This window comes from Roseateles sp. SL47, assembly GCF_026625885.1.
Lineage (GTDB): Bacteria > Pseudomonadota > Gammaproteobacteria > Burkholderiales > Burkholderiaceae_C > Roseateles.
This window is the reverse complement of the sequence record NZ_CP113068.1, coordinates 5338237-5362290: the sequence shown is the minus strand read 5'-3', so window position 1 is coordinate 5362290 and position 24054 is coordinate 5338237. Positions and strand designations below refer to the sequence as shown.

At 62.7% G+C, this 24054-nt stretch carries 20 protein-coding genes and 3 pseudogenes; 9 read left to right on the top strand and 14 right to left on the bottom strand.

Translation table 11 applies throughout. The features are described 5' to 3' along the window. Window positions 1-93: 93 nt before the first annotated feature. Window positions 94-807, top strand: coding sequence for a CerR family C-terminal domain-containing protein (locus tag OU995_RS23300; RefSeq protein WP_267832530.1), 714 nt, complete (start codon window positions 94-96; stop codon window positions 805-807). A gap of 197 nt (window positions 808-1004) precedes the next feature. Here the strand turns inward: OU995_RS23300 and acnA are convergent, their stop codons facing one another. Continuing rightward, window positions 1005-3725: an aconitate hydratase AcnA gene (gene acnA / locus OU995_RS23295; protein ID WP_267832528.1), complete on the bottom strand. Its 2721-nt coding sequence runs from the start codon at window positions 3723-3725 to the stop codon at window positions 1005-1007. A gap of 527 nt (window positions 3726-4252) precedes the next feature. Between acnA and OU995_RS23290 the strand changes: the two are divergent. Next, window positions 4253-4570, top strand: a pseudogene (locus tag OU995_RS23290) (IS1634 family transposase); the annotation flags it as partial. Between the two features lie 30 nt (window positions 4571-4600). On the opposite strand, the pseudogene OU995_RS23285 reads toward OU995_RS23290, so the two are convergent. From OU995_RS23285 to OU995_RS23225, 13 genes and pseudogenes are all read right to left on the bottom strand, one after another. Then, a pseudogene (locus tag OU995_RS23285) lies at window positions 4601-4855 on the bottom strand (transposase); the annotation flags it as partial. Window positions 4856-4982: 127 nt separating this feature from the next. After that, window positions 4983-5123: pseudogene (locus tag OU995_RS23280) on the bottom strand (transposase); the annotation flags it as partial. A gap of 291 nt (window positions 5124-5414) precedes the next feature. Then, a complete protein-coding gene (locus OU995_RS23275) occupies window positions 5415-5921 on the bottom strand; it encodes a hypothetical protein (RefSeq protein ID WP_267832526.1) in 507 nt (168 codons plus the stop codon). 11 nt (window positions 5922-5932) lie between these two features. Next, window positions 5933-6667, bottom strand: coding sequence for a hypothetical protein (locus OU995_RS23270; RefSeq protein ID WP_267832525.1), 735 nt, complete (start codon window positions 6665-6667; stop codon window positions 5933-5935). Then, window positions 6651-8288 (bottom strand): GspE/PulE family protein, encoded by a 1638-nt coding sequence (locus OU995_RS23265; RefSeq protein WP_267832524.1) that lies wholly within the window; start codon window positions 8286-8288, stop codon window positions 6651-6653. The genes OU995_RS23270 and OU995_RS23265 overlap by 17 nt, the downstream gene beginning before the upstream one ends. 24 nt (window positions 8289-8312) lie before the next feature. Next, window positions 8313-9518: a type II secretion system F family protein gene (locus OU995_RS23260; RefSeq protein WP_267832523.1), complete on the bottom strand. Its 1206-nt coding sequence runs from the start codon at window positions 9516-9518 to the stop codon at window positions 8313-8315. Between the two features lie 27 nt (window positions 9519-9545). After that, window positions 9546-10001 carry a type II secretion system major pseudopilin GspG gene (gene gspG, locus OU995_RS23255; RefSeq protein ID WP_267832521.1) on the bottom strand — a complete coding sequence of 152 codons (456 nt, stop codon included), beginning with the start codon at window positions 9999-10001 and terminating at the stop codon, window positions 9546-9548. Next, the gene (locus OU995_RS23250) at window positions 9998-10480 is read right to left on the bottom strand and encodes a type II secretion system protein (RefSeq protein ID WP_267832519.1); all 483 of its coding nucleotides are present in this window, start codon (window positions 10478-10480) and stop codon (window positions 9998-10000) included. Before OU995_RS23250 ends, gspG begins: the two co-directional genes overlap by 4 nt. Beyond that, a complete protein-coding gene (locus OU995_RS23245) occupies window positions 10467-10862 on the bottom strand; it encodes a type II secretion system protein (RefSeq protein WP_267832517.1) in 396 nt (131 codons plus the stop codon). Before OU995_RS23245 ends, OU995_RS23250 begins: the two co-directional genes overlap by 14 nt. A 5-nt stretch (window positions 10863-10867) precedes the next feature. Beyond that, a complete protein-coding gene (locus OU995_RS23240; RefSeq protein ID WP_267832516.1) occupies window positions 10868-11395 on the bottom strand; it encodes a type II secretion system protein in 528 nt (175 codons plus the stop codon). Between the two features lies 1 nt (window position 11396). Beyond that, a complete protein-coding gene (locus tag OU995_RS23235; protein WP_267832515.1) occupies window positions 11397-13769 on the bottom strand; it encodes a secretin N-terminal domain-containing protein in 2373 nt (790 codons plus the stop codon). Beyond that, window positions 13766-14374, bottom strand: a complete 609-nt coding sequence (locus OU995_RS23230) for a hypothetical protein (RefSeq protein WP_267832514.1) — start codon at window positions 14372-14374, stop codon at window positions 13766-13768. Before OU995_RS23230 ends, OU995_RS23235 begins: the two co-directional genes overlap by 4 nt. 3 nt (window positions 14375-14377) lie before the next feature. Next, window positions 14378-15178 (bottom strand): hypothetical protein, encoded by an 801-nt coding sequence (locus OU995_RS23225; RefSeq protein WP_267832513.1) that lies wholly within the window; start codon window positions 15176-15178, stop codon window positions 14378-14380. Window positions 15179-15852: 674 nt separating this feature from the next. On the opposite strand from OU995_RS23225, the gene OU995_RS23220 reads away from it, so the two are divergent. The 7 genes from OU995_RS23220 (at window position 15853) to OU995_RS23190 (ending at window position 23585) form a co-directional block, all read left to right on the top strand. After that, window positions 15853-18318, top strand: coding sequence for an RHS repeat domain-containing protein (locus OU995_RS23220; RefSeq protein ID WP_267832511.1), 2466 nt, complete (start codon window positions 15853-15855; stop codon window positions 18316-18318). 80 nt (window positions 18319-18398) lie between these two features. Next, complete coding sequence (locus OU995_RS23215) at window positions 18399-18956, top strand: hypothetical protein (protein ID WP_267832510.1); 558 nt, start codon at window positions 18399-18401, stop codon at window positions 18954-18956. Continuing rightward, window positions 18953-20662 carry an RHS repeat domain-containing protein gene (locus OU995_RS23210; RefSeq protein ID WP_267832509.1) on the top strand — a complete coding sequence of 570 codons (1710 nt, stop codon included), beginning with the start codon at window positions 18953-18955 and terminating at the stop codon, window positions 20660-20662. Before OU995_RS23215 ends, OU995_RS23210 begins: the two co-directional genes overlap by 4 nt. A gap of 57 nt (window positions 20663-20719) precedes the next feature. Further along, the gene (locus tag OU995_RS23205; protein WP_267832508.1) at window positions 20720-21112 is read left to right on the top strand and encodes a hypothetical protein; all 393 of its coding nucleotides are present in this window, start codon (window positions 20720-20722) and stop codon (window positions 21110-21112) included. Between the two features lie 228 nt (window positions 21113-21340). Continuing rightward, a complete protein-coding gene (locus OU995_RS23200; protein ID WP_267832507.1) occupies window positions 21341-22408 on the top strand; it encodes an IS5 family transposase in 1068 nt (355 codons plus the stop codon). A 71-nt stretch (window positions 22409-22479) separates the two neighbouring features. Continuing rightward, the gene (locus OU995_RS27615; protein ID WP_420714755.1) at window positions 22480-23163 is read left to right on the top strand and encodes an RHS repeat-associated core domain-containing protein; all 684 of its coding nucleotides are present in this window, start codon (window positions 22480-22482) and stop codon (window positions 23161-23163) included. Then, window positions 23160-23585 (top strand): hypothetical protein, encoded by a 426-nt coding sequence (locus tag OU995_RS23190; protein WP_420714754.1) that lies wholly within the window; start codon window positions 23160-23162, stop codon window positions 23583-23585. Before OU995_RS27615 ends, OU995_RS23190 begins: the two co-directional genes overlap by 4 nt. Window positions 23586-24054 lie beyond the last annotated feature (469 nt).

Here is a 24054-nt window from a genome sequence, read left to right as displayed (position 1 = left end):
TTTCCATCTGGAAGAATTTTGTCAACTGATATATTTTGAGTCTGAGCCCCTTCCGCCACGCCGGCTTCCCGCTTTACGCCGCAGCAATGCTTCATGACTGACCAACCTGTTCGAGCTCCCCGACACCGCCCTGACGGTGGCTACGCCCGCGGTGAAGAAACCCGCCGCCGCATCATCGACGTGGCACTGCGGCTGTTTGCGGAGCGCGGTTACGAGGGCGCTTCCACCCGTGAAATTGCGAAGGCGGCCGGGGTCAATGCACCCGCGCTGCAGTACTACTTCGACAACAAGGAAGGCGTGTACCAGGCCTGCGCGCAGCACATCGTGGACAGCTCCATCGAGCATTTCCAGCCGGCGGTGGAGCACGCCGAAGCGGTGCTTGAACAGCCCGACGCAACCCGCGAGGACTTGTTTGAAGCCTTTGGCCGCTTGCTGGATGCCATTGCCGAGCACCAGTTGCTGCCAGACGACGCGGAGCACCGGCGCCTGTTCATGGCGCATGAACAGGTGGGGCAGGGGCCCAATCTGATTTTTGAGATGCTGGACAAGGATCTTCGTCCGCGCATGGCGCGTGTCTCCACCGTGCTGGTGTCGCGCTACAGCGGCCTGGATGCGGAGGAGCCAAGCTTGCGGATGCGCATCATGATGCTGTTGGGTCAGCTGATGGTGTTTGCGCTGGGGCGCCGCATGCAATTGGCCAAGCTGGGGTGGGAGCGCTTTGGGCCGAAGGAAGTCGCCATCGTCAAGCAGGCAGCCCGCGACCATGCGCGGGTGCTGATGGACCACTGGCGGGAGGCCGCCCGTTGATGTTTTGAGGCGCCGGGTTGGGATGCCCGGCGTTTGAATGCTCGGCGTTCGGATGCCCTGCGCCGGTCAACGTCACCGTCACCGACGCAAGGCCCTGCCACCTTGGGCTTCATTGGCACGCCCAGGGCATGCCCAAGGCGCGCCGTTGGCGCACCCAAGGCACACCCACAAGGCACACCTTGGGCGGGGTAGCCAACTCAGGCTGCCAGCAATTGGCGCAGCACGTAGGGCAGGATGCCGCCGTGCCGGTAGTACGCCACCTCGATCGGCGTATCGATCCGCAGGATCAGCGAAACCTTGCGTACTGCGCCCGAGGCCGACGTGATGGTGAGGAAGGCCTCCGACTGCGGCAGGATCTCGTCACCCAGCTGAATGTCGATCAGCTCGTCACCCTTCAGGCCCAGGCTTTCCCAGGAATCACCCGGGCGGAATTGCAGCGGCAACACCCCCATGCCAACCAGGTTGGAACGGTGGATGCGCTCGAAGCTCTTGGCCACCACCGCCTTGATGCCCAGCAACTGCGTGCCCTTGGCCGCCCAGTCCCGGCTGGAGCCGGTGCCGTATTCCTCGCCCGCGAAGATCACGGTGGGCACGCCGGCCGCGATGTAGCGCATGGCAGCGTCATAGATGAAGAGCTTCTCGCCGCCCGGCTGGTACAGCGTCAGGCCGCCTTCTTCCCGCGCACCATCGGCCTTGGCCGGGATCATGAGATTCTTGATCCGCACATTGGCAAAGGTGCCGCGCATCATCACTTCATGATTGCCGCGGCGGGAACCGTAGCTGTTGAAGTCCGCCTTCAACACGCCTTGTTCCTTCAGGTAGGAACCCGCGGGTGAGGCTTCCTTGATGGCACCGGCCGGGGAGATGTGGTCGGTGGTGATGGAGTCACCAAACAGGGCCATGATGCGGGCCTGTTTCACACCCACATCCTGGGCCTTGGGCTCCTGGGTGAAGCCTTCAAAGAATGGTGGCTGCGCGATGTAGGTGCTCTTGGGCCAGCCATAGACCTGGCCCTTGCCGCCCTGGATCTTCTCCCAGAGCTTGCCGGGTTCAGCCTTCACCTTGGCATAGTTGGCGCGGTAGGCGTCGGGGTTGAGCGCCAGCTTCAGCAGCGCATAGATCTCGTCGCTGGTCGGCCAGATGTCGCCCAGGTAGACCGGCTTGTTGTCCGTGCCGAAGCCCACCGGTTCGGTCATCAGGTCGCGGGTGACGTTGCCGGCGATGGCATAGGCCACCACCAGCGGCGGGCTGGCCAGGAAGTTGGCCTTGATGTTGGGGTGAATGCGGGCTTCGAAATTGCGGTTGCCGGACAGCACGGCCGCGCAGACCAGGTCGTTGTTGACGATGGTCTCGTTGATTTCGGCCGTGAGGTCGCCCGCATTGCCGATGCAGGTGGTACAGCCATAAGCGGCCACGGCAAAGCCCAGCTTCTCCAGATAGGGCAGCAGGCCCGCCTTCTCCAGATATTCGGTCACGATCCGCGAGCCGGGGGCCAGCGAGGTCTTGATGTGCGGTTGCACCTTGAGCCCGGCGTACACCGCTTTCTTGGCCAGCAGGCCGGCTGCCAGCATCACGCTGGGGTTGGAGGTGTTGGTGCAGGAGGTGATGGCGGCGATCAGCACGTCGCCGTTGGCGATGTCCAGACCCTTGGGGCTGGCCACCGGGAACTTCTTTGCCAGCTTGTCGGCCGGCTGGTTGAAGCCGTTCTCGGCCACCGGTTTGCTGAACAGGCTGCCGAAGGTCTTGGCCAGATCGGTGATCACGATGCGGTCCTGCGGGCGCTTGGGGCCTGCCAGGGAGGGCGCCACGGCACTCAGGTCCAGGGAAACGACCTGGCTGTAGGCGATGTCGCCGGTGCGGGGGACGCCGAACAGGCCCTGTGCGCGGAAGTAGGCTTCAAACGCCTCGATCTCTTCCTGCGTGCGGCCGGTGCCCTTGAAATAGTCGATGGTGCGCTCGTCCACCGGGAAGAAGCCCATGGTTGCACCGTATTCGGGCGCCATGTTGCCGATGGTGGCCCGGTCCGGCACCGACAGGCTGGCCGTGCCTTCGCCGAAGAACTCCACGAACTTGCCAACCACCTTGGCCTTGCGCAGGATTTCGGTGACGGTGAGCACCAGGTCGGTGGCGGTGACGCCCTCCCGCAGGCGGCCGGTGAGTTCGAAGCCCACCACATCGGGGGTCAGGAAATACACCGGCTGGCCCAGCATGCCCGCTTCGGCCTCGATGCCGCCCACACCCCAGCCCACCACCCCAATGCCGTTGATCATGGTGGTGTGGCTGTCCGTCCCCACCAGGGTGTCGGGGTAGTAGACGGTGTCCGCACCGCTGCCCGTCTTGTGCACGCCGCGCGCCAGGAACTCCAGATTCACCTGGTGGACGATGCCGAAGCCGGGGGGCACGACGCCGAAGGTGTCGAAGGCCTGCATGCCCCACTTCATGAATTCATAGCGCTCACGATTGCGCTGGAATTCCAGCTTCATGTTGAGATCGAGCGCCTTCTTGTCGCCAAAGTGGTCGATCATCACCGAATGGTCGACCACCAGGTCGACCGGCACCAGCGGTTCGATCGTTTTGGGATTCTTGCCCTGGGCCGCAGCCACATTGCGCATGGCGGCCAGGTCGGCCAGCAGCGGCACACCGGTGAAGTCCTGCAGCACCACGCGGGCGACCACAAACGGGATTTCTTCGTTGCGCGGTGCCGTGGGTTTCCAGTTGGCGAGCTGCTCCACATGCTCCGCCGTCACCCGCTGGCCGTCGCAATTGCGCAGCACCGACTCCAGCACCAGGCGGATCGAAACCGGCAGCTTGGACACATTGGGGAACTGCTCGGCCAGGCGCGGCAGCGAGTAGTACTGGCCTTTGGCGCCGGAGGCGGTCTTGAAACTGGCGAGGGTGTTGGCAAACGCATGGGGCATGGCTCACTCCTTGGCTGATCTTGGCTGTTTCTGGCCTGGTTTCTACTTGGATCTGGATCCGGTATCACAGGGAAGGGTCGCCGGGGCAGGCAGGCCTGCACTCCGGTTGCTTCTGCGGCTGATTGTGGCGCTGTTATTCGATGCTGTGATGACTCTGTTGGGCGATGGCGGTGTCGCACCACGCACTGAAGAGCTCCCACTCGGGGTGGAGAACCCGACGAAGGGGGATCCTCGAGGGGCAAGGGGCGGACTCAGGCACGACGTTTGCACGCGAATAAAGATCAACGGGATGGGAGATGGCGGGGTTTGTAACGCCAATCGCCCAATGCCCCCAGAGACAACCCGGGCGGTTGGTGAGCCGTGAGGTGCGTGGATGGGGATCGCTAGCATTCGTCGGCGTTGAGGTCCGCCAGCGCAGCTACCGGCAAGAACTGACCCCGGACGCGCTCCCGAACCCCGCTTTTTTTCGTGCTTTGCTGACGGGGAATTGCATGGATCAGGAACTGTTGTCGCGCCCGACGGGCGATTTCAGATCGCAGAAGTCCGAAATCGAGATCACCCCGGTCTTCCACCGCCTGCCCGAGCGCATCAAGGCCCACGCCAGCATCTGCTTCATGGCGCTGATCCTGTACCGCGTGATACGCCAGCGTCTGAAGCTGGCCGGCAGCGATTTGTCACCCGAAGCCGCCTTGGCGGACCTGCGCCGCATCCAGCGTCACACCGTCAGCATCGACAGCAGCGCGCCCATCCACGGCGTGTCCACCGTTCAACCCCGCCAGGCCCAGGCCCTGGCCGCACTGCGCATCAAGAAACCGACTATCGACACCCAGTTGACGCTGCTGTAGTGGCAATTCCGAAGGGCCAACCTATACGGATCAATCACTTACGGCGGTTGGTGTCGAACTCGGGCGTCCTGCTTGGTGCGCTGGCGCCAGCGCGCATCGGGGAAGCCGACTGCGAGTGGTTGCTGGCGCATTCCGTCGAAGCTGCAGCAGATACCGGTTGGCCTGGCTGTCGTAGCCCCGGTCGGCCAGCAGTTTCTTGCCGGTGTTGCTCGCGTCCAGCACGTCTGCCAAGGTCTGGCCGTCGTCCACGTTGGCGGACGTGACCTTGATTTTGCGGATCAGCTTGTAGCGGGCGTCGCTGTTGGCGTGAACCTTGTAGCCGTAGTAGCTCTTGCCGTGCTTCTTGCTGGCTCACCGCGTCGAAGATGGCCCGCCCGCCCAGGCCGCCTTGGGCCAGGTGCTGCTTGAAGCGCCACAACGTGCGCGCATCCGGGATGTGCAATGCCCCTTCCAGCCGACAGAAGTGCTGGAAGCTCATGCGGTCCAGCACCTGGTACTCGCAGTCTTCGTCCGAGAGGTTGTACAGCGACTGGATGAACAGCAGCCGAACCATCACCTCGGTGGGGTACGGCGGGCGACCGCCCTTGCTGCGGTCCGGCCGCGGGCAGGCAAGGTCCACCTGAGCAGCAATGGCGGCGAAGTCGATCAACTCGTCCATCGCCGCGAGGTTGGCGATGAAGCCGCCCATCTTGTCCTGGCGTCGCTCCTGCACGAACAGGTCAGATGACGGCTGTCGCCGCCAGAAGGCCGAGGGCTTGATGCGGGGCGTGATCATGGCCGCCATCCTGCCCCATTACGGTGTCAGGCGTGAGGGAGGTTTCGAGAAGTGCCCCACTGCCTTCAATCACCCACCACGCACATAGCGAATCACCGCCAGTTTTTTCCCCGCTGCGGTTTGTGCCCGCACCAGCATCCACCGCGCCTGTGGCTCTCCCTCGTTGAGCTGCTCGATGTACTTCAACAGCATCTCGTAATCCGAGAACTCCAACGCCACCTCGGCGCTTCCCTGAGCCGGTTGCAGTGCGATGCTCGTGATTCGGATGCCGTCCGAGGCTGTCGCCTCCAAAGACCGCAATACCGCTTGCGTGGGGAACCCGGCCACGCGGGCCGCTTCCAGTGCGTCTCTGGCGTAGGCGGGCGGCTTCTGTGTTGCGGCGGCCATCCTTGCGTCGCGCAAGCTCTGGTCCAGCAGCGCCAAGTTCGATTGCGATTGCGCCGCGCTTTCGGCAGCCGCTTGCCGCGCTTCCCACGCAACGCCGGCCATCAGGCACAACGTAGCGGTCCCAATGCCGCACAGCACTGCCCAGCCAATCAACGGTGCGGTCCAAACGCGTCTCGGTGCAAAGTCCACGGGGATCGGTCTCATGCTGCCCCCTCCAGAAACGGCGTCCACTCTGGAGCGCTGGCGGTGGGGCGCGACGACACATCATTCATTTCCAGCACGGAAACTTCGCCCAGGTGTCTTCCATGCGAAACCAAAGCCCGAGCAAGGACGGGCTGTGCTGGCTCGCCCAGCAAGGCATACGACTGCGCGGCGACATAGCGCTCTCCCTCCTCCAACAGCAGTGTCACTGAATCGCTGTCGACAACCGCCACGCCATGCCCCTGCGATGGCGTTGCACTGACTGCAGTTGAGGCCGCGTTCGCCGCCTTCACGTGACCGTCCAGCACTTCCGCCCACCAGGGGCGTAACGACGCCAAACGATGCTTCTCCCAGAGCGGCTTCAGTGCTTCTTCAATGTCCGGATGCAAGGCGACGACCAGTGGACCCAGGCCATTCTGATGATCCAGCCACAGTCGACTGTTCACAGGCATGCCGGTCAGCTCCTCCACCAGGCCTTCCGCCACCTGTCGCCACTCTGATTCGCCCTTCACGCCCTCAATAGGAGGCAATAGAAACGGCTGGCACCATCCCGCACTGAGCAGCACCCGCAGACCCACGCGCCCAAGAGATTGCAGTGCCTCCTGCAGCAAAGGCAAGGCCTGCACCATCGGCAAGCCGCTGGCCACCAATTGCTGCGTGTCCCTGTGAGCGAGCCGAATCTCCTCCTGCCCCAAGTACACCGTGGCGACTGCGCGCTTACCAGCCCACAACACGCTTGATCTCCTCGGCACTCGTTTCACGTTTCACGACCATCTCGGCCCCCAGTGCGGACAGTGTTTTCACCCCTCGGCGATAGACGTGTTCCCTGAGGGCCGACACCGGCGCTCCGGTGGTGACCAGGTCCCGAAAGCCGTCGTCCATGGTGTGGACTTCCGCAATCACCCGTCGCCCCTTGAAGCCTGTGCCACCGCACATGTCGCATCCCACGGGTTGCGGTACGGTCATTGCGCTGGCCTGGCCGGCATCGCGCAACCATTGCAATTCCCTCGCGGTGGCGGGACGTTCGCCTGCACAGGCCTGACACAGGCACCGCACCAGCCGCTGAACGATCACGCCATTCAAAGCGGCCATGAAGCCGAACATGTCCAGATCGAAGTGCTTGAATCGCCCCGTGACATCAAAGACGCTATTCGCGTGGACGGTGGTAAGCACCTGGTGACCCGTCAGCGCGGACTGCACCGCAATCTCTGCAGTCTCTGCATCGCGGATTTCACCCACCAGAATCCGATCCGGATCGTGCCGCAGGATGGATCGCAGCCCTTTGGCAAAGGTCAGCCCCTTGCGCTCATTCACCGGCACCTGCAAGACACCCGCCAGTTCGTATTCCACCGGGTCTTCAATCGTGATGATCTTCTCAAGGCCATTGTTGACCTCCGAAAGGGCGGCGTAGACAGTGGTGGTCTTCCCGCTTCCGGTCGGGCCGGTGACAAGCAGCATGCCGTGAGGCAGTTCTGCCAGCTCCCGGATCTGCGCTGCGCTGATGGCATCAAAACCCAGCCGGTCCAGCGAGACCTGTTCGGATGGGTCCCGCAGTTGCGCTTTGTCCAGCAGGCGCAACACGGCGTCCTCGCCAAACACGCTGGGGATGATGGAAACACGCAGGTCGATGTCGCCATCCGGCAGGGCCATACGAAAGCGGCCATCCTGCGGCAGTCGTCGCTCGGTGATGTCCAGTTGCGCAAGCACCTTGATGCGAGAGATGGCTTCCTCCGCGCGTCGTGGGTCGTCCAGACGCGCATGGGTCACCAGCACGCCGTCGCGCCGGAAACGCACCTGCACGCCGCTGCGGCTGCATTCGAAGTGGATGTCGCTCGCGCCGAGTGCATACGCACGGCGCAGCGCCGTATCCACAAACTCCACCACCGGTCCGGAGGCCTCCACCTGAAACGCGGAGCCAGCTGCTGCAGACATCGAGCCCGTACTGCCACCCTCCAGCCACCCATCCAGCAAGGCCTGAGATGCAGCCACGGGTGTCACGCGTCGGCCCATGGCCTGATGGATCGCACGCAGTGCCGCCTCATGCCACGGGTCTGCCATGGCCACGTGCAGAACGTCAGGCCGATTGCCGGGCCGAACGGGGACTGCACGCCACTGCCGAGCCAACGTAGCCGCCTGGGCTCCCCAGGCGGACAAGTCTGGCGTCCAGCCAGCCCCGGCACTTATCGCCTCAATGCCGCCCACATGGCGCAGCAGGGCGCTCACCCCCGGTGTTGACCATCGGCCTTCGGCGAGCAGTGCATCCAATACGGAAACGCTGCCGTCCTGCGCAGCGCGGCGCCTCGCAGCCTGGAGGGCCGCCGGGAAGGCCTGTTGATCGTCGTTTGATACGTCCACGATGGTCTTTCTGGATGTCTCGGCTCAGCGGATGCTGCTCGCAATGTCGAAGATGGGCAGGTACATCAGCACCACGATGCTGCCCACCAGCAGCGACACCAGCAGCAGCATCATCGGCTCCACGATGCGGGTGGCCCGGTCCATGAAGGCCGAGAAGTTCGTGGCGTGGCGGTCCGCGATGGTCTGCAGCACCCGCTCGAACTGGCCTGACCGCTCACCAACGGCCAGCAGCCGCTGCGTCACCGTATCCGTCATGCCGGCTTCTGTCAGGGCTGCGGAAACGCGAACACCACGATGCAATGCCGATCGGGCCTCCCGCATGCCGCGCTCCAGATCGCTGCCCAAAGCCAGCCCTTCGCAACGCAGCAGCGCCTCGTCCAGCGTGTAACCGCCCCTGAACATGACGGTCATCGAGTGATAGAGCTTGGCCAACTGAAATTCCCGCAGCGCGCGGCGGATGACACCCACACGCATGCCTGCAGCCAGGGACGCGCGTTGCACCAGCCCTTGCCGCCAGCACCCCACCACTGCTGCCACAAGCCCGACCAGGCCGACCACCACGGCCCAGCGGTACTCGCGCATGAAGCGGCTCACCACCGTGAGCATTTCCGTGGTCCAGCTCATGCTGCCGTGCAGGTCGGCATACATGCTGGCGAAGCGCGGCAACACAACAATGACCAGGAACGTGCTGACCAGCAGCCCCAGGCCCAGCACCAGACTGGGGTAGATGGCAGCGCTGACGACCTTCTTGCGAAGTGCTTCCACCAGATCGTGGTAGCGCAGATATTCGGTCAGCGCCTCAGCCAGTGAACTGCTGCGTTCGCTGGCCCGCACGCTGGCCACCAGCACCATCGGGAAGCGCTCCAGCGATTCCATGGCCACCGAAAGGGCTTTGCCCCGATGCAGTTCTGTGAGCAGGGCGGATTGCAAGGCGGCTCGGTCACTTCCTGGTGCAGACTGGGCCTGCAAGGTCTCAATGGCTTCCACCACCGTCATGCCGGCCTGCAGCAGTGTGCGCAGTTCCTGACACCACCACGCCACATCCAGCGACTGTGCACGAGCCGAAGCCGGGCGCAAGCGGCGCTGCGCTTGGCCCGCCACGGGCTCGGCACTCAGCACCTTGCGGCCGTCCGCCAGCACGGAGCCCAGCTCCGCCACGGACGTCACCTCCATCAGCTCTTCGCTGATGGCCATGCGTTGGGGGTCGAGCAGTCGGACACGGACTTTCATGGGCTTGAGGGCGAGTGCGGGGGACCGTCAGAGCTGGATATCGGCGTCGTCGCCCGTGCCACCGGACACGCGGTCGCGCCCGAAGCTGTAGAGGTCGAAATCCTTGCCCGGTGTCTCGCTGGGAATGCGGTACTGATAAGGCATGCCCCAGGGGTCGTTCGGGACCTCACCCTTGAGGTAGGGGCCGCGCCAGCGAGCATCGCTGGTGCCGTCCTTCACCAAGGCGGACAGGCCTTCATTGGTGTCGGGGTAGCGGCCCATGTCGATCCGGTAGGCCTGCAAGGCCTTGTCCAGCGCATCCAGCTGCGCGCGGGCGGTTGTTGTCTCGGAGCGGTTGATCTGCGCCAGGAAGCGCGGGCCCACGATGCCGGTGAGCAGGCCGATGATCAGGATCACCACCAGCAGTTCCAGCAAGGTGAACCCACGTGAGCGGCGGCCTTCCAACGGCCGCGAGGGAAGATAGGCAGTGCGGTGTTGAGTCATTTGTCAGAATCCACTACGAATTTCCAGTCGGAATAACGGGCGGCCGCAGCCAGGCGCAAGCCCGGCCGGGCCACCGTGCCTTTGATCAGGGGCTCTTCCTGACTCAGGCTGTAAACGCCCTGAATGCGGCCGTCATCACCCCGGATGACGCCCCAGGGCTGACCCATGCTGACCGGGTCCGGGTACAGCCGGCGAAGATGGCGAACAGTGCCCACGAATCTCTGATCCAACAGCAGTTCATCGAGTTCCATCGGCAGGCGCTTGTCGGTGCCAGGAGACACGCGGCGGTAACGTTCAAGCGCCTGTACATACAACTGCCCGATGCGGATCAACTGCTGTTCCTTGTCGCGTCTGGCCTCGGTGCTCCATGCACTGCTGACGCTGGAGAGGCCCAGCGACACCACGGCCAGCAGCAGCAGGATGGCCACGAAACCATAGCCGCGTTGCTGCCTGGGTGGGAAGGCGTCACCAGGTCGCATAGGCGGTCCCGTCCGGCGCGAGATCCTTGGTGCCACTGTGGACGTCATAGACACCTTCACCGTCGGCATTGCCGTTTCGCGGCAGGACGGTTTGCCAGGTGTCTGATCGGCCTGTGACGGGATCCTGGGGAATGGCACGCAGGTAGCGACGTTCCACCAGCTCCGCCAACGTGGCAGGGTAGCGGCCCTGGTCGCTGTAGAACTGGTCGATGGCGTTGCGGATTTCGTGCAGGTTGTGACGCAGCGCGGTGTCCCGGGCCCGGTCCAGATGTTGCATGTAGCGCGGTGCCGCCACGCTCAGCAACAGCGCGAGTGCGGCCAGCACAACCAGGAGTTCAATGACGGTGAAGCCGGACGGGCGACGTGAGAGGCATTGCTTCATGGCCGTCACCATTGCTTCAGCGGAATGCCATTGAGCCCTTTGAGCGGCGAGGTGGAATAGACGTCATACACCTCGGGGCCTGCCTTGGGGTTGTCCGCTTCGGACTGAAACCCTCGCAGGCCCCAGCTCTGCGCTGCGGGCACGGTGGGGTCCGCAAACGGATCGCGAGGTACGCGCCGCAGGAAGCGCAGGGTTTCGCCTTGATGTTCCAGTCGGGCATCAGGGACGGGCTGTGTCAGCTCCTCCAGCGAGGCCGGGTAAGGCGGTTGGTCTGCCGCGCCGAGGACAGCACCGGACTCCCGGGCAGCGCGGTAAGCGTCCAGGGCATCACGGATCTCCCAGAGCGCACGCTTGAGCTCGCGCTCTTTCTCGCGCTGCGAGGCCATTTCCGCCATGGGCAGCGCCAAGGTCGCCAGAAACGCCAGGATGCCCATGCAGACCAGCAGTTCAATCAGCGTGAAGCCGCGTGCACGCCCGGCCCTGCCGGTGGGTGCCGAGGAGCTTTCTTGCCGGAATCGCTGCCAGTGGCTCATCTCACTTCACCTCGATCACCACCGGGGCGGGCAGGGCGGGGCGCTCCGCACTGGGGTCCAGTGAGACGGGTTGTGCGGCGTTGAGGCGAATCTCGGCGCGTCCGGGTGCGCTGGCCTTGAAGCGCAGCTTGAACACACCGCCAGCGCCCTCCGCCGAGGTGGCCTGATTGCGCAAGACGCTCATGTTGGCTTTGCCGGTTTCCACACGCTTGGTGAAACTGGTGGGGCTGCCGCCTTTGCGGAAGAACTCGTCCTCTTCGGCCTCTACCAGCGTGAGCTTGTCGGCGCTGAACTGGAATTCGGTCAACAGACCGCGCAAGCTGGCATCTCGCAGGTCCAGTCGAACTTCCACCGTCTCACCGACCTTGGCCTGACCCGGTGCGACAAGGTTGAAGCTCGGGGCCTTGCGCTCGGCGGATGCAGGCGGCTGACCTGCAGAGCCAGCCGTGGGCATGCCGGTGGCATTGGTCGCCGGTGCGTTAGGCGCTGCCGGGCCCGCGCCGGCGGCGGGTTTGCCGGCGTCCGGTGCGGGCAGGTTGAATTGCAGCCCGCCGACCGATCGCAGCTTGGGTGCCGCTTCAGTACCGACCCACAATTCGGATTCACCGGCATTGAGGCGGCGCACATTGCGCAGCACGCGCGGGGTGATGGCCAGCAGCAATTCGGTGCGGGAGCCGTTGTCCAACTGGCTGGAGAAGAGGCGGCCCACGACAGGAATGTCTCCCAGACCAGGGACGCGGCTGGAACTGTTGCGCTCTTCACGGTTGATGAGGCCGGCCAGCAACTGGGTTTCGCCATCTCGAAGCCGCAGCAGCGTATTGGCATTGCGGGTGCTGACCTGGTAGACGGTGGTGCCCGAAGCGGTCTTGCTGGCCGTGCCCAGTGAACTCACCTCCAGCCCGATCTTGATCGCCACTTCGTCGTCCACGTACACCACCGGCTCCACATCCAGCTTCAAGCCCACATCCATGTAGGTGATGCTTTCAGAGGAGAAGCCGCCGTTGCCGCTGGTGGTGGTGCTGGGAATGGGGATCTTGTCCCCGATCATGATCTTGGCCTTTTCCTTGTTGCGCACCCGCAGTTTCGGATTGGCGAGCGTGGCGACATCACCCACTTCGCGGCGCAGGTTGATCAGCAGACTGCCCACGCTGGCACTGATGCGGCTGCTGTTGAGGTCTTTCAGGTCAGCGATGGTCGTGTCAGAGCCGCCACTGCTGCTGAGCGGCGCAAAGGTGAATGAACTTGGGAACTTCACGCCGAGTTCGGTGAGGCGGGTGGAGCTGACCTCCAGCACCTCCACGTCCAGCAGCACCTCGGGTTCGGCCGCGTCGTACACCGCCAGCAGACGTTCGGCCAACTGGATGTTTTCCGGCGAATCGCGCAAGGCGATCATGTTGGTGCGCTCATCCACGTAGGGTTCGCGGATCTTGAGCATCGACTTCAGGAACGCTGCAGCGCCCTTGGCATCGCTACTCTGGAGGTTGAACATGCGGACCAATTGCTCCTGATACTCGCGGTGTTTCTCCGGCGTGTTGGGGTAGATGATGATCGTCTTCGGATCAATCACCTTCTTGGCCAACTGGTTGGTGGAGGTGATGAGGTCCAGCGCGTCTTCCACCTTGGCCTGACGCAGCAGCACGGTCACCTTCACATCGCTGCGCACGTCACGGTCCAGCACGAAGTTGATGCCGCTGTTGCGGGTGAGCACCTCCAGCACGGTGCGCAGGCTCGCCTCACGGAAGTCCAGCGAAATCGGGCGTGACTCCTGCAAGCCGCTGTTCATCGCCTGCACCTGCAGGCTGCGCTGGTCCGCCAGCAGGCGGCGCTGCAGGTCCATGAGGCCTGTGTGGCGCGGGTTGTCCTTCAGGGCCTGTTCCAGCAGGCGAAGGGCGCGGTCCGGCTGCTTGGCGGCCACCAGCTTCTGGGCGGCGGCCAAGTCGTCCATGGCCTTGCGGTCCAGCGTCATGTCACTGAGCAAGGTCTGCACCCGGGTGTTGTTCGGGTCCAGAGCCTGGGCCGTCTCCAGTGTTTTCACGGCTTCGTCGAACTGACCGGCGGCCCGCTCATTGAGTGCCTTGCCGATCAAGCGGGTCTGAGCCTCGCTGCGGGCCGTCAGCAGCGTGGTGCGGAGCGTGGTGCTCTCCGGGTAGTCCTTGAGGCCCGTTTCCAGGGTCTTCATGGCCAGGTCGTATTGGCCGTCAGCGAGGGCCTTCTGCGACTCGTTGCGAATGCGGGTTTCGGCGCAGCCGGCCAACTGCAACGCCAAGAGGGCGGCACAGGCCCAGGCCGTGGTCCGCGCACTCAGTGGGCGGGCGGTGGGGCGAGGCACGGAGGTGCCGGAGTTGCTCCAGGGCGGCATGGTGATTCTGTTCAAGGCGTGGGCTGCGCGGGCGGGATGCGGATGACCGTTCGCTGCTGCAGAGGTTCGTAGATGAGGCGGATCTCGTCGTCCGTGATGGCTTCCACCCGGTAGCCTTCTTCCAGGCGTGTGCCTGCCTCCACCAGCACATCCTTGTCGGCGCGGGCGAGGTAGACCTTGCGGGCGCCCTCGGGGTCCACCATGGAACCCAGATAGCGGTAATTGAGCGGTGGTGCCGTTGGGGCTGGCGGCGGGGGAGGTGGGGGCGGCGGTGGCGCAGCAGGCGGGGGCGGCGGGGCCGGGATCATGAACGGATCGCGGTCTGCGGCTTCCAGGGCCAGCTCCGGCAAGCGGCCGGGTATTGGTGGAGGCGGAGCTCCGGTGGGCTTTCGATTTCCGGCTGTGGAGTTCCCGGCTGTGGATGCAGGTGGGGGCGCGAGTGAGTCTGCGGGCGCTCGGTCCTTGTTGGTCGCCGGGGTGCTGGCTGCGGGTGTCACATTGCCGTCGGCAGGCGACAGGAGCGCCCAGGCCGTGGCGGCCGCAGTCAGGCCGAGCGTCCAGCGCAGGGCGGGACGAAGACCTTTGGTGGGCACTTCTGGCGACGGCGACGCGGAGGGCATGGCTCAGGACCTTCCGGCGTTGGTGGATGAGGGGCGCGAAGTGCGGACAGCTGCTGAGGCAGCCGACGACGGGGTCGAAGGCAGCGATGCCGTGGAGGCCGACGATGCTGTTGGTTTGGCGGGCAGCGGTGCTGGCTGGGCACTTGCAGCAGAGGCAGCCGCTGGCGGCGGTGACGCATTGGTGGCTGGCTTCGAAAGTCCCACCGCGTTACCGGCAGCCAGGGGCCGATGCAGCCAGTTGACCGAGACCTGCGCCTCCAGATCGGCACTGCTCGTGGGGGCGCCCAACGTTGGATTGACGGCGGAGCGGCGCAGACTCAATTGCTGGAGCACGACGCGCTGTGCATCACGAGCCAGCAACTCATTGAGGACGGCCTTGATGGCCACGTAGCCGCCACGCAGTGTGAAGTCCAAGGTGACACGGCCCATGGTTGCGGGCGTGGCTGCACGCTCATTGGCACTGAGGGTCACCACGTTGACGGCTTGGGACTGGGCGGCGGCGCGCAAGTGTTCAACGGCCCGCGCCACCGGGTAGGGTTCTACGGGGAGAAGCTCCGCGTAGGGGGTGTTCGCAGTGGCGGGGGCGCTGCCGAGCTGGGCGAGCCGCTGTTTGATCTGGGCTTGCAGCGCGCGGGCCTTGGCTTCGGTGGTGCGTTCTGCGCGAGCCAAGGCGAAGTAGACAGAGGCAGCCAGTAATGGCGGCAGCAAGAGCACCGCGACGATGACCCACGGTTGGTTCAGGCGACGGCGCACCTCGTCGGACAAGGGCAACGAAGGGGAAAGTGCGGAGAGGGAGAAACGCATCGCGTGGGACCGATGCGGGTACAGCACAAAAGGCGAGCGGAGCAAAGTCCGACAACGACGAGCAAGCCGGGATGGCTTGCAGCTGGACGCCGCAATGGCGGGTCAGTGTGCCCGTCGGGGCCTGACAAGACCGGCTCGGGCGCCAGATCGGCGGATGACTGTGTACTTCATTGGTTTCCTCCCTCGAACTGGGCGGGCTCGATGGCACCGTCTGTCCAGGGGCGCGACTTTACCTGACTGGTGAAGCGGAGGTTGCGCCAGCGTGCGATGGGGCGTAGAGGATTGCCCTAGCTTGTTGTGGGTGCGATGCAGATGATGTCTGGTTGTGACTGTGACGTGAGCGATGTCGGCCTCGCTGGACAAGGATAGGGCCGCTTCACGAAACTAAACGTGTCTACACATTGTGGGCGAATATCGCTCGGTGTCAGCAAGCTGAAGAGGTGAGCTGGGGTCACTTCTGCAACACTTGCATCAAAGGGAGGGCGCCAGATCGCATGCGAAATGACATGCGACGACGCAAGCATAAGCACTCGCACAGTTCGGCGAGGTTGTTGAGCATTGGCAGTGCTACAAAGCACTGAACTCCCCTTCGAAGATGCGGCGCCCGCCGCTCATGGTTACCAGCAAGCCGGTAAGGACCGGGGGAGTTGCAGATGCGATGGATCTTGAGGTTGATGATGTTGTTGGCCCTCTTTGGGGGGCTGTCATCCAAGGTGTCCGCCGAAACCTACTCAGATCGTTGGTGCATCAATAACACGCTATACACAGACTACAGGGAGTGCTACCCCAGCGCACAGGCATTCATCGACGCCTACTGGGCCTTCCTGCAGCCGAAGCTCAACTACGTCGACAAGTCCGACCGGACCTACTGGCATGACGTCCGGGCTACGCTCGGTCCCTGCGAGGTGAGGTGGCCAGGCCCCCCACCAATCATCTACTGCACGGTCACCCACTACGACACTGAGCACACCTACGAAAATGACCATCCATTGGAGTTCACACCATGGCAGGGGTGGTTTGGGCTCGCATTGGTTTGTGGTGCCGCAAGAGGGTCCACTTATGTGGCTTCCCAGGGGAAGTGCGTCTACGTCTATCATCAAGACAAGACGCCATGCGACAAGTGCAACCCTGAAAATTACCGCTCAGTGGGGAACCCCATTACGCCACTGGACGGGCTCAAGCACCAGACGGAACAACTGGTTAGCTGGGGACGCGGATACAGCGTCACTGCCAGCTACAGCTATATCCATGAGAGTCTCGACCATCGACTGAGCCGAGTCACCCAGCCTGGCCTGGGGCCGTTATGGGTCACCAATCACCATAAGGTTCGGCTCTATAGCCAGATGGTAGACAACGCTGAGGGAAATCTTTTCCTACGGCCGGACGGCACTTGGAGAACATTCAGAAAAGATGGCTTGGCCTACAGCCAGATTGAGCGGGATCTCCAACCCAAGTCCAACGGGGCAGGAAGCTACTGGTACTACGACACTGGCGCCGAAGCCATTGAGAATTACCTTCCTGCAGGTGAGGTGCGTGGGCATTACGGTGCGTCGGTGTCCTATATCGATGGTCGTAAGTTGTCCTACATCTGGGCCAATGTGCCCTTGGGCAGCGGGATCGTCACAGTGTTGCAAGGCATCAAGGACGACTCCGGAAGGCAGGTCAGTTTTTCCTACGAAGCGGATCCAACGGAGGTTGGCACCATGCGCGCCGCATCGATGACCGATCCTGCCGGGAGCGTGTATGCGTTCAGCTATGACGCAAAAGGCCAGCTTACAGCCATTGGGTACCCAGACCAAACCTCCCGCCAATACAAGTATGAGGTAAGCGACAAGCCTTGGTTAATCAGCGCGTTGATTGATGAGGCTGGGTCCGTGTACGGACGCTATGGCTATGACAGCGAAGGCCGAGCGATATCGACCAGGACTGGGACTGGTGGCGAGCAGTGGTCCGTTGAATGGACGCAGGCACCTGCCGTGACGGCGGTGGATACGCTCACTAGCAGCTACCTCTACCGGACCCTGGCCTTCACGCAACCAACGGTGGCGAAGCTCCACGGCCCCGACGGTTACGAGGAGACTTTGACCAGTACTCAGTTGGAAGGCGCTACGTTCATGGGCAGCCGCGTGCAGCCTTCAGGCTCTGGGTCTTCGCCAGCGACGTGGCAATACGACCGTGACGGGGAGGGTAATATCACGCGCCGCATCAATGCGAATGGCCTTCAGTCCTGCCATTCATTCGTGAGTGGACGAAAAGCTGAGTCTTCCCGCGTGGAGGGATTGGCCAGTGGTGCCACTTGCAGCACGGTACTGGTCGCCAATGCGGCATTGCCTGCTGGTGCTCGCAAGGTCAGTTCTTTGTGGCACCCGGTCTGGCGCAAACAGGTCCGCATTGCCGAACCTAATCGAGTCACCACGCTTGTATACAACGGCCAGCCGGATCCAACCAATGGCAACGCAGTCGCTATCTGTGCTCCTTCGACAGCCAAGTTGCCCGACAACAGTCTGATCGTTGTACTGTGCAAACGCGTCGAACAAGCCACCACAGACCCCAACGGTGCGCAAGGCTTCAACGCGGTGGCCCAAACCGGCGTCCCAGCCCGCGTCTGGACCTGGACCTACGATGCCACCGGCCATGTCCTGACCGAGACCGACCCGCTGGGCAAGACCACCACCAACGAGTATTACGCCGACACCACGGCTGATCACTGGATCGGTGACCTCAAGAGCAGCACCAACGCTGCCGGCCACGTCACCAACTACCTGCGCTACAACGCCCTGGGCAAGCTGCTGGAGATGGTCGATGCCAACGGCATCAGCACGGTCTACACCTACGACGTCCGCTCCCGCCTCACCTCGGTGACCCAGGCGGACCAGACCACGAGTTATGCCTACTGGCCCACCGGCTTGCTCAAGCAAGTCACGCAGCCCGACGGCAGCACGGTGAGCTACGACTACGACGACGCCCACCGTCTGGTGGCCGTGGCCGACAACCTGGGCAACCGCATCCAGTACACGCTGGACCAGCGGGGCAACCGGGTCAATGAGGCGGTGCAAGACCCCAGCGGGGCCCTGCAGCGCAACCTGGGCCGCGTGTTTGACGCGCTCAGCCGCACACAACAAACCACAGGCGCGGAGTGAGGATGATGAGGGAGAAGAACAGGGGCCAAGTTCCCCAAGGACACGCGCGCCCGGCGCACGCGGTTCAGGCGGTGCACGCGGTGCCTCCGACACATCAACCAGCCCTGGCCTGGACCGCAAGGACCGCCCGCGCCACAGTGGCGGTGATGGCGGCCATCACCGCCACCTTGGCGGGCACAGCCGGCATGGCCCATGCCGCCACGCTGCCACCCCCACCAGTCTCGCCCGCCCCGGTGACCGACTATGAATACGACGCCAAGGGCAACCTTACCAAGGTGGTCAAGGCCAAGGGCGCGACCGGCTTCGGCTTCACCACCCAGAACGCCTACGACACCCTGGACCGGCTCAAGACCAGCACCGATGCCAGGAACGGCGTCACGGCGCTCAGCCACGATGGTCAGGACCAGGTGAGCCAGGTGACCGACCCTCGCAGCCTGGTCACCCAATACCAGCGCAACGGCCTGGGGGACCTGACTCAGCTCAGCAGCCCGGACACGGGCGTGGCCAACAGCACCTATGACGCGGCCGGCAACCTGCTCACCCGCACCGACAGCCGCGGCGTGCTGGCCACCTACACCTATGACGCCCTGAACCGCCCCACCTCGGTGAGCTTCACCAAGGCCGGCAAGCCTCGGTGACCTACGGCTGGACCTACGACCAGTCCGGCGGGGTGTATGGCTACGGCGTCGGCCGCCTGACCACCGCCACCTTCCCCACGGGCAGCACGCAATACGGCTATGACGCCCATGGCCGGGTGATCACCCGCATCCAGACGGTGGGCACGGTGGCTCTCACCACCCGCTATGCCTACGATGCAGCCAACCACGTCACCCGCCTCACCTATCCCTCGGGGCGGGTGGTGACTTTCAGCTACGAGGCGGGGCAGCTCAAGGGCATCAGCCTTGCCACTGACACCGTCTCCCCGGGCCAACCGCTGATCAGCCAGATCCAGTGGCAAGCCTTCGGGCCGGCGCGCAGCTGGCTGATGCACATGGCCAGTGGCACGCAGGCCTATGAGCGGGTGTTTGACACCTACGGCCGCCTGGTGCGCTACCCCTTGAACGGCGTGGTGCGGGACCTGCGGTATGACGCCGCCAACCGGATCATCAGTTACACCCATCTGGATGCGACCACGGGGCAGGCCACGGCCGCCACGCAGGCGCTGGAGCAGAACTTCGGGTATGACGAACTGGGGAGGCTGACCACCATCAGCACACCCGCCCAGAGCTGGACCATCGGGTATGACGCCAATGGCAACCGCACGCAGGTGACCCTGAACGGGAGCAGCCGCGCCTACACGACCTCAGCCACCAGCAACCGGCTGGAGCAGATCAGCAACCCGGTGCGCAGCATGAGCTACGACGCGGCGGGCAACACCATTGCCGACACCGCGATGTACAACAGCGCGGTGTACAGCCTGGACAACCGGCTGACAGCGATCACCAAGGCGGGGCAGACCACGTTCTACAGCTATGACGCCGGCGGGCAGCGGGTGAGCAAGTCCAATGCGGCTGTGCCGGATCAAGCACGGGTGTTTGTGTACGACTCCAGCCCGGAGCTGCTGGGGGAATACGCAGCCGACGGCACAGCGGTGCAGGAGGTGGTGTGGTTCAACGGGCAGCCGTTGGTCGTGCTGGGCCCGGTCAACAGCAACGATGTGTTCTTCAGCTATGCGGATCACCTCGGGGCGCCCAGAATCCTGGTGGACCAGTCCGGGGCGGAGCGCTGGCGGTGGATCGCGGAGCCGTTTGGGTCCACGGCGGCGGAACCCGCGCCGGCGCCGTCAGGGCTGGCTGCGGTGGCATTCGCCTTGCGCTTTCCGGGGCAGTACTTTGACGGAGAGACCGGGCTCAATTACAACTACTTTAGGGATTACGACTCCTCTCTTGGAAGGTATGTCCAATCTGACCCTGTCGGGTTACAGGCCGGGGTCAACACATTTGCATACGTGAATGCGGACCCGTTGTCATTAATCGATATTAAGGGGTTGGCCCCCAATTCCAAAAATGCAAGCTGCACCAAACTTGATTTACAAGTTTGCAGCGCAAAATGTGGCACCTCAGAAAATGTCGATGCATGTTATGTCCAAAACGTGGTCAGAACAAAGGAATATGATCCGGTAACTGGCCAAAAGAACGTGGAAATCGAAAGGATAATAAACTGTGCATGTAAGGAGGAAAAAAACTGTCCGCCCGAACGTTCATGGTTTGATCGCTTGAAAGACATGATGTCACCTCCGCAGAGTTATGACCCTCGTCTGGAGCGACCAGTGCCACCCAATGAAGCCTCTCCGGCACACAATCCAATATGGGTTCCTTTCAGGCCCATACGAGTGTTTCCATAATCTAGCAAGCATTATGTTTTTGCCATTAGCTATTAATTTTATTGTAAGGAGGTAGCAATGAACGCGAACTCTCTTGAGGTCGGAGTGACCTACTTCAGAATAGCGTATGCAGATGTCGATCAAACAATGCCAAGCGTAGAGCCGATCGTTTTTGCGGGCGTAGACATTTTTGGCGCTTCGAAGGATGGGCTGAGTAAATATTATTTTCAAGACACAACTTCGGTACTGCGGTTCGGCTTGGGTCGAGGGATTGAAAAGTCGGAGGTGAAAAGTCCGCTAGATACTTCTGATGCCTGCGGGGATACTACTTTTTTCGCCCATCAAGAGGATGAGATCGGTCAGGTTATATTGGACATATGCGCTCTTGGCGATGAAATCGGCGTCGCAATCGCGAAAGCGAAAAAACTTCATTTCCCTAAACTAACACAGGCAAAGGGCAAGTGGCTTTAATTCACCCAATTGCGAATTGGATCAGCTTCCAAAATAGCGTCCCATAACTAACTGACAGGATCCAGTCGTAAATCGCCCGCAGATTCTGAAGTCTTATTTTCGGAATCTACATGACGCTCAGAGTAAAGTATTCCAGCGTATCGCGTCGCCATCCACAGTGTTCAGCTTATGGGGCACTTCTCAAAACCTCTCTCACACCTGACACCGGAATCGGTCACCATACAGGCCATGATCACACCCCGCATCAAGCCCTCGGCCTTCTGGCGCCGCCAGGCTTCATCTGACCTATTCGTTCAGGACCGACGTCAGGAGAAGATGGGCAGCTTCATCGCCAACCTCGCGGCGATGGACGAACTGGTGGACTTCGCAGCAGTTGCAGCTCAGGTGGAGGCAGCCTGCCCACGGCCCGACCGCAGCAAGGGTGGCCGCCCGCCGTACTCCACCGAGATCATGGTGCGGCTGGTGTTCATCCAGTCGCTGTACAACTTGAGCGACGAGGAGTGCGAGTACCAGGTGCTGGACCGCATGAGCTTCCAGCACTTTTGCCGGCTTGCAGGCGAGCTGCACATCCCGGACGCACGCACGCTGTGGCGCTTCAAGCAGCAACTGGCCCAGGGTGGCCTGGGCGGGAGGGCCATCTTCGAGGCCGTCAGCCAGCAACTGCAGGCTCACGGCTACATCCCGCGAGGCGGGCAGATCGTGGACGCCAGCATCGTGCAGGCGCCGGTCACGCACACCAAGAGCGAGGAGCGCGAAGCGCTCAATGAAGGGCAGGCCCCTGAGGGCTGGTCCTCCAAGAAGCTGCGCCACACCGACCGCGCCGCCCGCTGGACGAAGAAGCACGGCAAGAGCCACTACGGCGACAAGGTGCATGCCAACAGCGACGCGCGCTACAAGCTCATCCGCAAGATCAAGGTCACGCCGGCCAATGTGGACGACGGCCAGACCTTGAAGGACGTGCTGGACCCCAGCAACACCGGCAAACGCGTGCTGGCCGACCGGGGCTATGACAGCCAGGCCAACCGGGACCTGCTGCGAGAGCAGCAACTGCGAGACGGCATCGGCAGAAGAGCCCGGCCTGGGCAGCAGAAGCGTCAGCGGCTGGATGCACGCAACACGGCCATCAACCGCATCCGGGCCAGAGGCGAGCACGTGTTCGCGGGCCTGCAGCAGTTGGGTGGCAAGGTGGTGCGGGCCACGACGCTGGCTCGCAATGAACTGGCGATCACGCTCCAGTGCGTGGCCTACAACGTCAAGCGGCTGGTGTGGCTGGCCGCCCATGAGCCGGCGCATTGAGCGCCGCCAAGGGCGAGGTGCGCCCGCTGAGCCCGCAAAGCGGGAGATGAGGGGCCTGGCGGCCAGCTTCGATGGCTGAAACGGGCTTGTGCGGCCTCAATCCGAGGCTGCGGACATGCTCGCGCCTTCAGGTGCGGCGAGAACGGGGTTATGAGAAGTCCCCGTTTGGGTCCACGGCAGCGGAAACTGCTCCGGCAGGACTGGCTGCAGTGGCATTTCCCTTGCGCTTTCCGGGGCAGTACTTTGATGGGGAGACGGGGCTCAACTACAACTACTTCCGGGATTACGATGGGACGAGTGGGAGGTATGTTAAAAGTGACCCGGTTGGCCTAGGCGGAGGCATCAACACATATGCCTATGTGGAGGGTAACCCCGTCCAATATGTCGACCCGTTAGGACACGTTAGGCAAGGCGGAAAGACCGGCCAATGGTGGGAATTCACGGACCGAAATTTCCAGCGTTGGTTTCATCAATGCTGGAAGCAGCCTGGCGACCAGGATGCAACAAGAGCAGAATTGGCGGAGGCTTATGCGACCTGGGTGGAATGGGGCATGCCAGATGGTAAGAACGGTTGTGGTGGACCACCTCCAGCACCTGCCCCAGAGCCAGAAGCTTGTGGCGATGCATGCAAGAAGACGGCAAAAGTTGTTGTTGTCGGCGGCACAGCCTATATCGTTTACCGGTGTCTAAGAATGTTGCCTTCATTACTCCCGCCACTGTGGCCGACTATTCCAGCGAATGCTGTGATGCCATGACAAAGGAAAAACGTTCGGCGCCTCACACCTACACGGTGGAGCTGCGATTTATTGGCTCAAAGTTGGAGCCGGCAAATATCTCGAGACGACTCAGCTTGGCTGCAAGCGCGGAGTTGGGCCTTTTAGAAAGTCAGGCGAGCACAAGAAGGCGTGAGCCCTTCTGGGCATACAACGGAAAGGGTGAAATCGGATTTCAATCCGAATGGACATCCTTAGACGAAGGTTTGCAATTTTTGCTTGGCTGCCTGCGCGCTCGAAAGCCAGAAATAGTGGCGCTTTCTCTTGAATTTCGCTCTATTTGGTGGTGCGGACACTTTCAGGCTAGTTTTGATGGAGGTCCGACACTGTCGGCTAACTTACTGAAGGAAATCGGCAGTTATGGGATTCCGCTTTCAATCGACCACTATTTTTCTGAGGACTGACTGGTTATCGAGCGGCGAGTTCAACAACGTTGAACGACACTACGCCTGTCGGCGCGCGTCAAGCTAGTTGTCGCCTCGCTCATGCAGCCAATGTCTGAGTATTACTGGAACGCGAGGCCGCAGCGACGAGCGACTCGCGCTCCGGGTTAAGAGTGACGACGGTGATGTGCGACCAGTCCCGGGCGGTCTCAAGTCTGAAGTGCAACACCTTGCCAACCGGTAAGGTGTGAAGATGACGACGAGATACAAGCAACTGCAGCCTGAATACCGAGTGACGCTGGCAGCGCTGCACCAGCAGGGGTGCAGCTGCGGCAGATTGCAGCTGTTTTGGGGGCCTTATGCCGTTTCGTGTGGAAAGCTCCCCGTCTATGCCCCGCAACCCGCCCGCCTTTCGTCTGGCGGTGGCCCGTTCCGTGCCTGCCGCTGCGCTTTCGCAGCCCGACCCGAACACTTCGCACGGTGTCGTCAT